The following is a 15204-nucleotide window of genomic DNA, read 5'->3' as shown; positions in this document are numbered from 1 at the left end:
ACGTGGACGAACTGAGCAAAACCCTGTGCAGCAGTAGCTACGCAAAAGACAACGGCGTGCTGTTTTATAACGATGACGTCTATGTCCGTGACGATGCGCCTGCGTTTGCGCTGCTTGAGATGCGTCGGGTGCTGGGGCGGTCCTTTGTTCCCGTCACCCTGACGCCGGACGCGTTCGAGGAGCTGCTGGCGAAAATCTGGCAGCAGAGCAGCGGCGTGTCGCAGCAGCTGGTTGACGATATGGATGCCGACATCGACTTAATGGCGTTAACCGAGGAGATCCCCGACAACGAGGATCTGCTGGATAACGACGAAAACTCGCCGGTGATCCGCCTGATCAACGCCATTCTCGGTGAAGCGGTGAAAGAAGGTGCCTCGGATATTCATATCGAAACCTTCGAGCGCACCCTGAGCATCCGCTTTCGCGTCGACGGCGTGCTGCGCCCGGTGCTGCAACCGGCGCGCAAGCTCGCGCCGCTGCTGGTGTCGCGTATTAAAGTCATGTCCAAACTCGATATTGCGGAAAAACGCCTGCCGCAGGATGGCCGTATTTCGCTGCGCATTGGCCGCAAGGCTATCGACGTGCGTGTCTCGACCATTCCGTCACAGTACGGCGAGCGCGTGGTCATGCGTTTGCTGGATAAAAGCAACCTGAAGCCGGATATCAACAAGCTCGGGCTGATTGATGAGGAGCTGGAAAAGTTAAAAGGGCTGATCGACCGCCCGCACGGCATTATCCTGGTCACCGGGCCGACAGGCTCCGGTAAAAGTACCACGCTGTACGCCATTCTGTCGGCGCTGAACGGCCATGAACGCAACATCCTGACCGTTGAAGACCCGATTGAATATGAGCTGGAAGGGGTGGGACAGACGCAGGTTAACCCGCGCGTGGACATGACCTTTGCCCGCGGGCTGCGCGCCATTTTGCGCCAGGACCCGGACGTGGTGATGATCGGGGAAATCCGTGACGGTGAAACCGCGCAAATCGCGGTGCAGGCGTCACTGACCGGTCACCTGGTCATGTCTACGCTGCACACCAACAGCGCCGCGGGCGCGATTACGCGTCTGCGCGACATGGGGCTGGAGTCGTTTTTAATTGGATCATCGTTGCTCGGTGTCATTGCCCAGCGTCTGGTGCGTCGGCTGTGTACCCACTGTCGCACCACCAGTCCGCTGGATGACAATGAAAAGGCGCTGTTCAGCTTTATGCCCACGCCACCGAAGGCGATTTATCGTGCGGTTGGCTGCGAACATTGCCGCCAGAGCGGCTATCAGGGGCGCGCGGGTATCCACGAATTTCTGGTTGTCGATACGCCGATGCGCCGCGCCATTCACGAAGATAAAGACGAAATGTCCATCGAAACGCAGCTCTTTAAGCAGGCCTACAGCCTGCGTGAAAACGGGCTGCTGAAGGTGATTAGCGGCGTGACCTCCCTTGAAGAGGTGATGCGCGTTACCGCCGAACGCGGGGGAGACGTCTGATGGCCTTCTACGCATGGACGGCTACGGACGCGGCGGGCAAAAGCCAGCGCGGCACGCTGCAGGCGGAAGGGCAAAAGCAGGTTCGCCAGTGGCTACGTGAGCAAAAGCTGATGCCGGTGAGCATCAGCGAAACGCGCGAAGCGGCGGTGGCCGGAAAAGCCAAAACCGGGACGAAGCTCTCCACGCCGGTGCTGTCGATGTTCACCCGTCAGCTTTCGACGCTGGTCAACGCGGCGCTGCCGCTGGAGAGCGCGCTCAAAGCGATTTCCAAACAGACGGAAGACAAAAAGCTGGCGGCGATGGTGGTGGAGATCCGCGAGAAGGTGGTGGAAGGGCATACGCTGTTTGACGCATTCAGCCAGTTCCCGCGCACCTTCGACAAGCTCTACTGCACCCTGGTGATGGCCGGTGAAAAAACCGGTCACCTGGGCGACGTGCTGGAAAAGCTGGCCGAGTACAACGAGCAGCGTCAGAAGATGAAAAGCAAGCTGACGCAGGCGATGGTCTACCCGATCACCCTGACGGTGGTCGCCATCGCGGTGATCAGCATTCTGCTGGTGGCGGTGGTGCCGCAGGTGATCGAACAGTTCACCCACATGAAGCAGCAGCTGCCGATCACCACCCGTACGCTGATTGCGGTGAGCGATTTTTTGCAGGCTTACGGTATTTATATCGCGGGCGGCATCGGCGGGGGAATTGTCGGCTTCAAAGCCTGGGTCAGAAACGTCAAAAATCGCTTTCGCTGGCACAGCTGGCTGGTTAACGGTTCGCCGATTAAAAAGCTGGTCTGCGCCATTAACAGCGCGCGCTATATCCGCACGCTGAGCATCCTGCAGGCCAGTAGCGTCCCGCTGCTGGAAGGGATGTATATCGCGATGGACGGGATTGAAAACCTCTATGCCCGGCAGGTGCTGGAGCAGGCGGCGGATACCGTACGTCAGGGGGCCTCGCTGTATGCCGCGCTGGAACAGGCGAAGCTCTTTCCGCCGACCATGCTGTATATGATCGCCTCCGGTGAGGAGAGCGGCGAATTAGGCAATTTGATGGACCGCGCGGCGGAAAACCAGGAGTCGGCGCTGCAGCATCGAATTACGTTAACACTGTCGGTATTTGAACCGGCGCTGGTGGTCAGTATGGCGACAATTGTTTTATTCATTGTGCTGTCAATATTACAACCGCTTCTGCAACTTAATAACATGGTAGGGTAAATAATGGCTGTAAAACGTAAAAACCTGGCTCGCCAGGCGGGCTTCACATTGCTCGAATTAATGGTGGTAATTGTTATTCTCGGCGTGCTGGCGAGTATGGTAGTGCCGAACTTAATGGGCAATAAAGAGAAAGCTGACTCGCAAAAAGCGACCAGCGATATTGTCGCGCTCGAAGGCTCTCTGGATATGTATAAGCTGGATAACCACCGTTATCCGACCACCGAACAGGGCCTGCAGGCGCTGGTCACCAAACCTGAAATCGCGCCAATTCCGAACGGCTACCGCGCTGACGGCTATATTCGCCGCCTGCCGCAGGACCCGTGGGGCAGTGACTATCTGATGGTCAGCCCAGGCGAACATGGCGCGGTTGACGTATTTTCCGCAGGCCCTGACGGTGAAGCCAATACCGCAGATGATATTACTAACTGGTCTCTCGATAAAAAAGAGAAATAATGAATAAGCAACGCGGGTTTACGCTGCTGGAAATTATTCTGGCGCTGGTGATATTTGCCAGTTGCGCCATGATGGTGGTGTCGACAATACCTTCACGTAGCGGTGCGGATATATTTGGCCAGCAGTTAAAAGCCCTCGTTGATTATGGTTCTGACCGTGCGGTGATGGATGGAAATATCGTTGGGTTAGTGATTGCCGCGGATAAATACCAGCTGGTGACGCTTGACGTTAAAAGCGCAGAACAGCGCTGGGTGCCGTTAACCGCAGGGCGTATTACGACCAAAGGTGATTTCCCCGAAGAGATGCACGTTTCTCTGTCGCCGCAGCGGCTGGCTGCCACTGTCGATGCCGATCCGCAGATTGTGTTTTTACCTGACGGCGAGATTGGCCGCTTCACGCTGTCGCTGCAAAGTTATGACAAGCAGCACCGCTTTCGCGTGGTGTCGCAGGGTGCCGCTCCGGTATCGGTAGAGAACGATGACTAAAGGCAAGAGAACGCAAAAGGGGATGACCCTGCTGGAGGTGATGGTCGCGCTGGTCATCTTCTCTACCGCCGCGCTGGCGCTGATGAATTCGGTGTCGCTTAACGTGCGTTTCACCCAGGGTCTGGGCGAAACGCTGCAGGCCAGCTGGGTGGCGGAAAACCAGTTAGCGGAAGCGCAGCTCACGCGATCCGATTTCCCCGATGCCGAACAGCAGGGAACCGAGACCATGGGCGGGCGCAGCTGGGACTGGCGCAAGCAGCGTATCAAGAAGGCCGATGGCGTGTGGGCCAATGAGATCCGCGTCTATGCCGAAGGCGACGAAAGCCAGCCGGCCATCACGCTGCAGATTATTCCGCCGGGAGAGATCAAGTGAACAACACGCGACGCCAGCGCGGTTTTACCCTGCTGGAGATCATGATTGCCCTGACCATCTTTGCGGTGATCAGCACGCTGGCCTGGCAAATTCTCGACGGTGCCATGCGGACCAGCTCCGCGACCGACGCCAGCGCAGCAAAGCTTAACCAGCTCCAGCGCGCCTGGAGCCTGATGGAGCGCGACTTCTTTCAGCTTCAGGCGCGCGCGCCGCGCAACGAGCCGGATCTGTTTCGCCAGGATGATAACGGCCTGGAGATGACCACGCTCAACGGCGTGAGCGGCACGGTTCAGCTGGAACGCGTGCGCTGGCGGCTGGAGGAGGGGCGACTGTATCGCGACGTCTGGCCCGCGATTGACGGCCCGGCGGACGTCAAGCCGGAAGCGGTGCCGATCGTCAACGAGGTGAAATCCCTGGAGTGGCGCTTCTATCGCAACGGCTGGCTGAAAAGCTGGACGGATGCAGGCCATCAGCCTGATGGCATGGAGGCGACGCTGACAATGGAGAATGGCGATACCTGGCGCTGGGTGTTTACTACCCCGGGGGATTTGCCTGCGCCACAAGTCGCGCCAAAAGAGGGCGGCGAAACGCCTGCTCCGTCTGGTGACAAGGCTCCTGCAAACGGCGCAACGCCGCCGGTCGCGCCACAGCCTGTGCCCGGGAGCAAACCATGAATCGCATCGCTAAACAGAAAGGGGTCGCGCTGCTGGTGGTGCTGATCCTGCTGGTGATGATGTCGGCGCTCGCCGCCAAAATCAGCCAGCAGTTCTGCCGCAACCTGCAAAAAACCCATTATCAGGTGGGCCAGCAGCAGATCCGCTGGGCCATTCAGGCGCAGGAAAAAGAGATAAAAGACCGTTTGCAGACCGATGCGAGCGGCGAAAGTAAAGCGCTGGCACCCGACGGTGACTGGCATCAGCCGCTGGAAACCCAGGGCGATGACTACACCGTGGTGGGCCAGGTCGAGGACGCGCAGGACTGCTTTAACGTCAATACCCTGCTGGCGGCGGAGAAAACCCCCGCCGCGACGGATGCGGCCGCCGTGCCGGAAAAACCGCGCAGAGAGAAGAGCCTTGAGCAACTCCTCACCGAAAGCGGCTTAAGCCAGGCGAACGCCGAAGAGGTGTATCAGCAGCTGGTGGATTATCTCGACGGTGACGCGACCACGATGAAAGAGGGCGCGGAGAGCGACGCCTGGGCCGGGGTGATACCCGCCCGGCAACCGGCAAACCAGATGATGCGCACCATTGCGGAAATAAAGCAGCTGCCGGCGTTTCCTGCCGCCGCGTGGCCAAAGGTCAGCAAACTACTCTGTGCGCTGCCGGATACGGCCACCAAAGTGGACATCAACACCCTTGATCCGGCGCGGGCTGCGGTAGTCGCGGCGCTCTTCCCCGGGAAATTAACCGAAGAAGAGGCCCGGCGTCTGATTGAGGCCCGTCCGGAAGAGGGATGGGAAAGCATGGAAACGTTCAGCAAAGCGCTGGAACAGAATTTTCCGCAGCTAAAAGATGATTTGCCCCAGGTGGCTGAACTGATAGCCATTAATAGCCGATATTTCCGCGTCAACTATACCGGCAACACTGACGAGCTAACGCTTCGCGTGGTGAGCCAGCTTCAGGTCAATAACGAAGCCGGTGAGATCGTGACGTGGCAACGTCGTTACCGAATGATTGAATAACCAAAGTCGAACTCTATGAAACAGGTGCTTTTTATTCGTCCCGACAGCCGCAAGGACGGGAAAATATGGTGGTGCGGATCCGGTAGTCAGGAGGTGGGTACTCTGGACAGCCTGGAGGCGCTTGCCACCCTGGCGGATCATCCTCTGGCGGCGCGCGTCTGCCTGCTGCTGCCCGCCAGCGACATGATCTTCCGCCACTTTACGCTGCCAAAGAAGATGGCCTCGCAGGCGACGGCGTTCTCCTGGATGGCGGAAGAGACGCTGATTGGTGACGTGGATAATCTCCACTGGACGGTGCTGCACAAAAAAGGGCGCGAAGTGGATGCGGTGGCGATAGACGCCACGCGTCTGCGTCACTGGCTGACCCGCTGCCGCGACGCCGGGCTTCAGGTGATCCAGGCGCTGCCGGATGCCTGGCTGCTGCCCGTTTTAGCGGGCGGCAGTACGCTGGTTTCGCTGGACGATAACTACTGGCTGCGGCTTAGCGACCATACCGCAACGGAGGTGGATGCCACCCTCATTTCGCTGCTGATGCAAAAAGCGGGCGAGGGGGCGGTCTGCTGTTACGGCGACGCCCCTGCCGGCGTTGACGCAGACACGCTGCCCTGGGTGCACCCGCTGGTGCTGATCCAGCCCCAGTGGGAGAAATGCCGCATCACGCTTCTGCACGGCGAGTTCAGCGACGCAGCCGCCAGTGCGAAGGTGGAAAAAAGCATCAGAAGAGCGATGGTGGTGATGGGCATTCTGTCGCTCGGCCTGCTGTTAGGCCCGCGGGTGGGGATGGCATGGATGCTGGTGCAGCAGGAAAACCGCGTGCAGCAGGAGATTGTGGAGGTTTATCAGCACCACTTCCCGAGCATGCGCCAGCAAACCAACATCAAGTACCACTTTGGTCAGAATCTTAAGAAGCAGCGCAAAGGATTCTTCCTGCAGCTCGACGAGCTGGCGCAGATTAAGCAGACAGTCCCGGCGATGGAAATTGACCTGCTGGAATATGACAGCAATCAGGAGGCATTAACGCTGAGCGTCAGCGCGCAAAACCAGCCAGCGTTACAGGAATTTATTAATCAGGCGAATACGAAATTTGATTTTACCTTACAGCCTATTTCGAAGGATGCGCCGTACACCGCCATGATAACAGGGAAATTTAAATGAAAGAGCGAATTGCGCAGCTGAAATCACGTTATCAAAACTATTCAGCTCGCGAAAAAACATTATTTAAGGCCGGAGCGATAACCCTGTTCTGCGCCGTGGTTTATTATGCAGGAGTTACCCCGTTGGATAATATTATTCAAAATAGCCGATCAACGCTGGCGCGCCAGCAGGAAACGCTGAACTGGATGCGCACTGAAATTGATAAAAACCATCTTCAGGTGCAGCAGATCAAAACCAATAATCCCCGCAGCGTAATTGAAAGCAGCGCGCATGAGATTGATCTCTCCCTGACGGAGCTGCATCAGGATGGGCAGTCGCTGGCGTTTGTGGTGCCCCGGGTGAACGTGTATGAGCTAAAAAACTGGCTGCGGGAAATCAACCAGACCTCCGGCGTCCGGCTGGAAAAGATGACGCTGAAACCTGTCGATCATCTTAGCGACGTGCGGGCAGAGATTCAGCTTACCTGGAAAAAGAACGCATGATGACGCTCCTGCCAATCCGGGAGGTTTACCCGATTGGGTTTGCGGCGATGAGTACCGCGTTAGGCGCGATAGTCGGGAGTTTCCTCGGCGTGGTGGCCGAGCGCGTCCCGGCGATGGTGCTGGAGGAGGACGGGAGCGGCAATTTGCTTTTTCCCGCCTCGCACTGCCCGGACTGTCAGCACGCCCTGGCGGCCTGGGAAAACATTCCGCTGGTAAGCTGGCTTCTGCTGCGCGGACGATGCAGCCAGTGTCGACGCCCCATCCCGCTGCGCCTCTTTTTGATTGAACTGATTACCGCACTCTTTTTCGGCACCACCGCCTGGGCCGTTCCTGGCCTTCAGGACCTGTTTTCACTCTGGCTGATGGCGGCGTTTTTGCTGCCGTTAGCGATGATCGACTGGCGCTATCAGCTGTTGCCAGACTGCCTGACGCAGCCGCTGCTGTGGGCCGGATTGCTGGTCCATGCCTGCGGAACGGGCCTGCCGCTGCGTGATGCGCTCTTTGGCGCCGTGGCGGGGTATCTGTCGCTGTGGCTGCTGTACTGGGCGTTTCGTCTGACGACCGGCCGGGAAGGGCTGGGATACGGTGACTTTAAGCTGCTGGCGGCGCTGGGTACCTGGTGCGGCTGGCAGGCACTGCCAACAATTGAATTACTGGCCGCGCTCAGCGGTATTATTGGGTATCTCGTATTTGCTGCGCAGAATAAAAATACCCAAACAATTGCTTTCGGACCTTATTTAGCGTTTGCCGGCATTGCCGTTATGGCAGGACAAATTTTCTCTGTCACTTTCTAAAAAAACGGTCAAGTTTTTTTTAAATCTTTTTCGATAAGCAAACAGAAGGAATCTGTTTTGCCTTATGTGTATCGTAAAGAACATAAGCTACACGGAATTGCGGCTTGTGTTTTTTTATGGAGGAATACAGCACATTATTATTGTTTTTGGTAACGGGTCGTTTAGTTGTAAATAAAGTATGCCATGTTTTAAGGAAGACATGGTGAATTACGTTCACGAATGAATTTATCAGGAAATAAAAATGAAATTTTTGAAGCCTAAATATCTGGCGCTCTTTGTTGCTGCCGCAACAAGCTCAGTATTTGCAGCTGCTCCGGGCACACCGTCTCTTACCAGCGGCAACGACAAATTTGCGCTGGTTGAAGTCGACCAGGCCGCACAGGACTACAACAGCCTGCTTAAAGTCCACAAAGACGGCGTAGACGTGAAAGTTGAGTGGAACGTCTGGAGCGGCGATGCGCCAACCTCCGCGAAAGTTCTGCTGGACGGCAAAACCGTCTGGACCGGTGCAGGCAGCACCGCAGGCTCTGCGACCTTTAAAGTGAAAAAAGGCGGCCGTTATCAGGAGCAGGTTGAACTCTGCAACGACAGCGGTTGCACCAAAAGCGCCAGCAAGTTGATCATCGTTGCGGATACCGACGGTGCCCACCTGCTGCCGCTTACCACGACGCTGCAGGAAAACAACAAAGCCTTCGCCACCCACACTAACAAAGTGGTTGCCGCCTACTTCCCTGAGTGGGGCGTGTACGATCGCGGTTTCCCGGTTGATAAAATCCCGGTTGATAACCTGAACCACATCATTTACGGCTTCATCCCAATGTGTGGCGACAACATCAACGCCAGCGCAGCCTCCTCTGGCGCACTGGAATCCCTGAAGCGCGCGTGTGCTGGCCGTCAGGACTACACCGTGGCGATCCACGATCCGTGGGCTGCGCTGCAGATGCCACAGAAAGGCGTGACCAACTGGGACGACCCGTACAAAGGGACCTACGGTCAGATGATGGCGCTGAAAAAAGCACATCCGGGCCTGAAAATTCTGCCATCCATCGGTGGCTGGACGCTTTCTGACCCGTTCTATCAGCTGCACGACAAAGTGCTGCGTGACCGCTTCGTTGGCTCAGTTAAAGAATTCCTGCAGACCTGGAAATTCTACGACGGCGTGGATATCGACTGGGAATTCCCTGGCGGCGGCGGTGAGAACGCCACCCTCGGCAACCCACAGGTTGATAAAGAGACCTACACCCTGCTGATGCACGATCTGCGCCAGATGCTGAACGGCCTCTCCGCTGAAACCGGTCGTCAGTACGAGCTGACCTCTGCTATCGGCTCCGGCTGGGACAAAATTGAAGACGTAGACTACAAAGCTGCTCAGCAGTACATGGACTACATCTTCCTGATGAGCTACGACTTCTACGGCGCGTGGAGCAACACCGACCTGGGCCACCAGACGGCGCTGTATGCACCGTCCTACAAGCCTGACACAGCGTACACCACCGACAACGCGGTTAAAGCGATGCTGGCGCAGGGCGTACAGCCAGGCAAAATCGTGGTGGGTGCGGCAATGTATGGCCGCGGCTGGACGGGCGTTCACGGTTACACCGGCGATAATCCGTTCACCGGTACCGCAACCGGCGCAATCAAAGGCACCTGGGAAAACGGCATCGTTGACTACCGCAACATCGTGAACGACATGAAGGGCAAACCAGGCTGGGAGTACAAATACGATGCTACCGCTGAAGCGCCATACCTGTTCAACAAGTCTACCGGCGAGCTGGTGACGTACGATGACGCGCGTTCCGTTAACGCAAAAGGTAAGTATGTCCTGAACAAAGATCTCGGCGGCCTGTTCGCATGGTCCATCGAATCTGACAACGGCGACATCCTGAACGCCATGAACGAAAGCCTGCTGGGCAGCTCTTCCGGTTCCGATGAACCTGTGGTGACCAATCATGCGCCAGTGGCTTCTGCGTCTGACGTGACCGTGACCGGCCCGGCAACCGTGACGCTGGACGGCTCTGCCTCCACCGATCCGGACGGCGATGCGCTGACCTACAAATGGACGCAGATTTCTGGTTCTACGGTCACGCTGACCAACAGCACTAGCAAGAAAGCGACCTTTAACGTCCCTGCGGTAACCAGCAACCAGTCCATGGCCTTCCGCCTGACGGTGAAAGATCCGCAAGGCCTGACCAGCACTGCTGACGTTCAGGTTGTGAACAAAGCGCCTAAAGCGAACCAGGCACCGGTGATCAACCAGATGGAAAACGTGACCCTGGAAGCGGGCCAGTCTCTGTCCCTGCACGCTCAGGCTGCGGATCCGGACGGCGATGCACTGACCTACTCCTGGAGCATTCCGGCTGATATGAACGCGACCGGTACCGACACCGCGAACGCCACCATCACCGCGCCAGAAGTGAGCTCTGAATCGTCTTACACTCTGAGCGTTGTCGTTTCTGACGGCAAAACCAGCGTGCAGTCAAACGTCCAGGTAACCGTAACGCCTAAAGCCGCTCCGGCTCCGGCGGATGAAGACACCACCCCGTCTGACGAAGGCACCACGCCAGCTGACGAAGGGACGACCCCATCTGATGAAGGCACTACGCCAGCAGATGAAGGTTCCGCAACCGGCAGCTGTGATGCACCTGTTGATGCCAATGCCAGCAAACATGCAGCATGGAGCGCAAGCACCGTGTACAACGGCGGCGATACCGTCAGTTCTGACAACCTGGTCTGGAAAGCGAAGTACTGGACTCAGGGCGACAAACCTGGCTTCGGTTCAGAAGCCTGGGAACTGGTCAGTAACGTGAAGTTCAACTGGCGTGCAGAAGTCGTTTATAACGGCGGCGAAACCACTACCTACCAGGGTTCTGTATACCGTGCTAAATGGTGGACGCAGGGCGACAAGCCTGGCAACAGCGATGTATGGGTGAAAGAAGGCGCAGCAGCAGACTGCAAATAATCTTCTGAACCTTAAGTTGCGGGCGTGACGTTCGCCCGCAATGACTGGCTGTTCCCGCGTTGGGTGCAGCCAGTTCTTTAAAGTCAGCAGGTACGCGCAAGGAGAAGAGAGTACATATCAAGCGAGTGAAATAATGAAACGCCTAATATTATTGTTGATGATTTTTAGCCAAAGTGTATTTGCGAACTGCTGGGATACCGCTGCACATCATTATCACGTCGATCCCTATTTATTATACGCCATCGCAAAAGTTGAATCGGGAATGAATCCCTACGCCGTCGGCAAAAATCATGACGGAACCCGTGATGTGGGGTTGATGCAAATAAACAGCTCGCACTTTAGTGAACTTGAACGCCGCGGTATAGATGAGCGACGCCTGATGGCTGAGCCTTGTACCTCGATTATGGTCGGCGCATCCATTTTATCCGGCATGATCAAAATTTACGGATATAACTGGGAAGCCGTTGGGGCTTATAACGCCGGGCTTAAAAAAGAGAACTATCCGCAGCGCATGATCTATGCCCATAAAGTGTGGCGTAAATATCAGCAGATTAAAGCGAGCCGATATTATCAGGATTGATTTTTATTTTTTGAAGCGTGCCGTCAGGCGCGTTTCAAAAAGTGAAAAAGACCGCATCTCCAGGTTTATTTATTAAAGGACTAATACATAAGCCGGAAATGTAATTCTCATTGTTGCTGAAAATAAACAGGACTATTTAAGATGACCAAAAGGACATTACTGAGCGTACTGGTTGCTGGGGCATGTATTGCTCCATTCATGGCTCAGGCAACGATGCTGCAGGAAACCAGCAGCGAGCCATATACCATCAAAGCCAGCGACCTGGCAAAAAAAGAGCAGGAACTGACCAACTTTCCCCTGATGCAGTCGGTGAAAGCGACCATCCGCACCCTGGATAACAGCCTGGTGGAGCAGATTGAACCGGGTAAAGCCACTAACCCTGCTAACGTGAAGCGCGTTGAAAGCATCCTCAAAGAGAGCGACTGGGAATACCTGTTCCCACTGCGCGCCAAAGAGTATAGCTACAGCAACTTCCTGAAGGCCGTGGGTAAATTCCCGGCGCTGTGCGATACCTACAATGATGGCCGCGACAGCGACGCCATCTGCCGTAAAGAGCTGGCGACCATGTTTGCTCACTTCGCGCAGGAAACCGGCGGTCACGAAAGCTGGCGTCCGGAAGCCGAATGGCGTCAGGCGCTGGTCTACGTGCGTGAGATGGGCTGGAGCGAAGGGCAGAAGGGCGGCTATAACGGCGAATGTAACCCGGACGTCTGGCAGGGTCAGACCTGGCCGTGCGGTAAAGACAAAGACGGCGACTTCGTGAGCTACTTTGGCCGCGGCGCGAAGCAGCTGTCTTACAACTACAACTACGGTCCGTTCTCCGAATCCATGTTCGGCACCGTGCGTACTCTGCTCGACAAACCTGAGCTGGTGGCGGACACCTGGCTGAACCTGGCGAGTGCGATCTTCTTCTTCGCCTATCCACAGCCGCCAAAACCAAGCATGCTGCAGGTTATCGACGGAACATGGCAGCCGAACGATCACGATAAAGCGAACGGCCTGGTGCCGGGCTTCGGCGTGACCACGCAGATCATCAACGGCGGCGTTGAGTGTGGCGGCCCGACTGAGATTGCCCAGTCGCAGAACCGTATCAAATACTACAAAGAGTTCGCCAACTACCTGAAAGTGCCGGTCCCGGAAAACGAAGTACTGGGCTGCGCTAACATGAAACAGTTCGATGAAGGCGGCTCCGGCGCGCTGAAAATCTACTGGGAGCAGGACTGGGGATGGAGCCCGGATACGCCAAGCGGCTCAACCTACGCGTGCCAGCTGGTGGGCTACCAGACGCCGTTCAGCGCCTTTAAAACGGGCGACTACACCAAGTGTGTGCAGAAGTTCTATAAAGTTAACATCGTTAACGACGACGGCACCCCGGCTGATGGCAGCGTAACGCCGACGCCATCACCAACGCCGACGCCATCTGAAGATGTGACGCCTGCTCCAGTGCCGTCTGAAGACGTGACGCCAGCGCCATCCGACGATACCACGCCATCTGAAGACACCACCCCGGCGGTTGTCAATCACGCGCCTGTCGCGCAGATTGCTGGCCCAATCGGTGCGGTAGAAGCCGGTGCGCAGGTTTCCCTGAGCGCGGAAGGGTCCACCGATGAAGACGGTAACAAACTGACCTACACCTGGCGCTCCCAGGATGGCCAGACCGTGACCGGTGACGACAAAGCAGTCGTAACCTTTACTGCGCCAGAAGCGGCGACGGCGAAGCAGTATGAAGTTAGCCTGACCGTGAGCGACGGTGAGCTGAGCAGCACCACGTCTTACCTGCTGAACGTGAAAGCGAAAGCGGCGACGCCATCTGATGAAGGCACGTCCGGTTCTTACCCAGGCTGGAGCGCGAACGATAAGTACAAGGAAGGGGATATCGTGAACAACCACGGTAAACTGTTCCAGTGCAAACCGTTCCCGTACAGCGGCTGGTGTAACAACTCTCCGACGTACTATGAACCAGGTGCAGGCCTGGCATGGTCCGACGCCTGGACGGCTCTGTAATCACAAACGGCAACCCTCGGGTTGCCGTTTTTAATTTTACGCTGTGACTCTTTCGTTCCACGAATCCTTGTACAGTATATTTCCGTCGGTGTATTTCCATTCAATTGATTCATAACGGATCTCAATTTCTTCCATATGTTTACCTGCGATCCCTAATGGAAATAAAACGGGAGAAATCTTTGTGATTTTCACATTCTCCAGGGTTATATTGAAGTATTCCACCTCTATCCCTGCGTCATTAATCCTGTACATTTTGATTATCGCCTCTTTAAATATTCTACCCTGGCATAAACCCCGAAATAAAATTGGTGTGAGGCGATCAATTTCTTTTTCAAATGTGACAGGAACATGAAGTCGTGTTCCAGTAAGTTTCCCTGTATTATGATCGGCAGGAATCCATACGGAGTGATTGAATGATTTAAGCTCAGTGGAACCCAATCGTGTCGGCATTAAGCATTCACCAATTAAAGGTGAATTATTTTCATCGGTAAGCCAGATATGTGCTGGTATAGACATTTTATTTTTTTCTCTCATAAAAAAATGAAAAATATAGAACAATAACAATTATAATTCCGACTACGCCAATAGTAATGGCAGGATTATCAATATACTTTACAGGTATATATGATAATAAAATTATAACTAAAATCGTTAAGTACGTTTTCAATTGTAGTATTAAATCATCAAAGATAAGCCTAAATATTTCTTTTAATATCTTATTCATTGGCCAGCCATTCGTTTTAATGCATTAATTATTTCAGCATTAGATGCTGTGCTTATATTTATATAACCAACATCCAAGACTAATGGCTCTATTAAAAAGTACATCATTTCAAGGTTTTCAGTGTAAAGAGCATTATAGTACAGCGGCAGAAAATATTTTAAATTATGCGCACTATCAGCAGCATGTTGAACCGTACCGTATGTGCTTAATGCTATTAACCCCCCTGATGTAAGGCCACCAATTTTTTTCATCAATGCACTTTGTATTACTCCATTGATTTTACTCCCGTAGCAAATATATCTTACAACAGAATAGACTAGTGCAAGTCTTGAAGTTTGCATAACTGAATAGTGTGTTGTAGGCGGCACAACTTTTCTAAGAATAATGTTTCGTTCACTTTCATCTTTATTCTTAAGTAACGTTTGAACATAAATTAATATCATCCTAAAAATTATATTTCTATGCTTATAAAGTTCATACAAACCTAGCATAAAACGCTTATCTTCATTTCCAAGCCGTTTACAAACATCTTTATAATTTTCTGTAAAGCAAGAAGTGTAATAAAGTGCTCTTGTTGCACCATCACCAAGATTACCCAAATAATCAATAAAGCCATCTTTGACACCAGACATTGCTTTATCTAATCTGATAGCCAAATCTTTGTCTGACCCAATTTTATTTATAATATCGTCACTATAATACATACTGCGCTCCTGGAATTTAATGATATTATCATCTTATAAGGAATGCTTAAATCATAGTGATCCTGCTCCCACTTATAAAAAAGAAAATCAAAAAGGCAGCCTATTTATAATTATTATAAAT

Annotated in this window: 15 protein-coding genes; 13 read left to right on the top strand and 2 right to left on the bottom strand. The window is 54.2% G+C overall.

The window, feature by feature from the left end; all coding sequences use genetic code 11:
* Positions 1–2 precede the first annotated feature (2 nt).
* From gspE to FFS28_RS05160, 13 genes are all read left to right on the top strand, one after another.
* Entirely contained in the window at positions 3–1481 is a 1479-nt protein-coding gene (gene gspE / locus FFS28_RS05220) for a type II secretion system ATPase GspE (protein WP_101737970.1), read from the top strand.
* A complete protein-coding gene (gspF, locus tag FFS28_RS05215; RefSeq protein ID WP_006174341.1) occupies positions 1481–2689 on the top strand; it encodes a type II secretion system inner membrane protein GspF in 1209 nt (402 codons plus the stop codon). Before gspE ends, gspF begins: the two co-directional genes overlap by 1 nt.
* A 3-nt stretch (positions 2690–2692) precedes the next feature.
* Positions 2693–3142, top strand: coding sequence for a type II secretion system major pseudopilin GspG (gene gspG / locus FFS28_RS05210; RefSeq protein ID WP_006174342.1), 450 nt, complete (start codon positions 2693–2695; stop codon positions 3140–3142).
* Entirely contained in the window at positions 3142–3627 is a 486-nt protein-coding gene (gene gspH, locus FFS28_RS05205; RefSeq protein WP_137848976.1) for a type II secretion system minor pseudopilin GspH, read from the top strand. Before gspG ends, gspH begins: the two co-directional genes overlap by 1 nt.
* On the top strand, positions 3620–4000 hold the full coding sequence (gene gspI / locus FFS28_RS05200) for a type II secretion system minor pseudopilin GspI (RefSeq protein WP_137848975.1): 381 nt from the start codon (positions 3620–3622) through the stop codon (positions 3998–4000). Before gspH ends, gspI begins: the two co-directional genes overlap by 8 nt.
* Complete coding sequence (gene gspJ / locus FFS28_RS05195; RefSeq protein WP_137848974.1) at positions 3997–4674, top strand: type II secretion system minor pseudopilin GspJ; 678 nt, start codon at positions 3997–3999, stop codon at positions 4672–4674. Before gspI ends, gspJ begins: the two co-directional genes overlap by 4 nt.
* The gene (gene gspK / locus FFS28_RS05190; protein ID WP_088207592.1) at positions 4671–5681 is read left to right on the top strand and encodes a type II secretion system minor pseudopilin GspK; all 1011 of its coding nucleotides are present in this window, start codon (positions 4671–4673) and stop codon (positions 5679–5681) included. Before gspJ ends, gspK begins: the two co-directional genes overlap by 4 nt.
* A gap of 15 nt (positions 5682–5696) precedes the next feature.
* Positions 5697–6836 (top strand): type II secretion system protein GspL, encoded by a 1140-nt coding sequence (gene gspL, locus FFS28_RS05185; RefSeq protein ID WP_137848973.1) that lies wholly within the window; start codon positions 5697–5699, stop codon positions 6834–6836.
* Positions 6833–7318: a type II secretion system protein M gene (locus FFS28_RS05180; protein WP_006174356.1), complete on the top strand. Its 486-nt coding sequence runs from the start codon at positions 6833–6835 to the stop codon at positions 7316–7318. Before gspL ends, FFS28_RS05180 begins: the two co-directional genes overlap by 4 nt.
* Positions 7315–8112, top strand: coding sequence for a prepilin peptidase (locus FFS28_RS05175; protein WP_137848972.1), 798 nt, complete (start codon positions 7315–7317; stop codon positions 8110–8112). The genes FFS28_RS05180 and FFS28_RS05175 overlap by 4 nt, the downstream gene beginning before the upstream one ends.
* A gap of 241 nt (positions 8113–8353) precedes the next feature.
* On the top strand, positions 8354–11071 hold the full coding sequence (locus tag FFS28_RS05170) for a glycosyl hydrolase family 18 protein (RefSeq protein WP_137848971.1): 2718 nt from the start codon (positions 8354–8356) through the stop codon (positions 11069–11071).
* Positions 11072–11204: 133 nt separating this feature from the next.
* A complete protein-coding gene (gene iagB / locus FFS28_RS05165) occupies positions 11205–11651 on the top strand; it encodes a type III secretion system invasion protein IagB (RefSeq protein ID WP_137848970.1) in 447 nt (148 codons plus the stop codon).
* A gap of 141 nt (positions 11652–11792) precedes the next feature.
* A complete protein-coding gene (locus FFS28_RS05160) occupies positions 11793–13655 on the top strand; it encodes a glycoside hydrolase family 19 protein (protein ID WP_137848969.1) in 1863 nt (620 codons plus the stop codon).
* A gap of 36 nt (positions 13656–13691) precedes the next feature.
* On the opposite strand, the gene FFS28_RS05155 is transcribed toward FFS28_RS05160, so the two are convergent.
* Positions 13692–14171, bottom strand: coding sequence for an Hcp family type VI secretion system effector (locus FFS28_RS05155; RefSeq protein ID WP_137848968.1), 480 nt, complete (start codon positions 14169–14171; stop codon positions 13692–13694).
* Positions 14172–14375: 204 nt separating this feature from the next.
* Entirely contained in the window at positions 14376–15083 is a 708-nt protein-coding gene (locus tag FFS28_RS05150; RefSeq protein WP_137848967.1) for a hypothetical protein, read from the bottom strand.
* Between the last annotated feature and the right edge of the window lie 121 nt (positions 15084–15204).

The organism is Enterobacter sp. 2VL (assembly GCF_005503595.1).
Lineage (GTDB): Bacteria > Pseudomonadota > Gammaproteobacteria > Enterobacterales > Enterobacteriaceae > Enterobacter > Enterobacter cancerogenus.
Note: the sequence above shows the minus strand (reverse complement) of the source record. Positions and strands in the feature narration are given on the sequence as shown.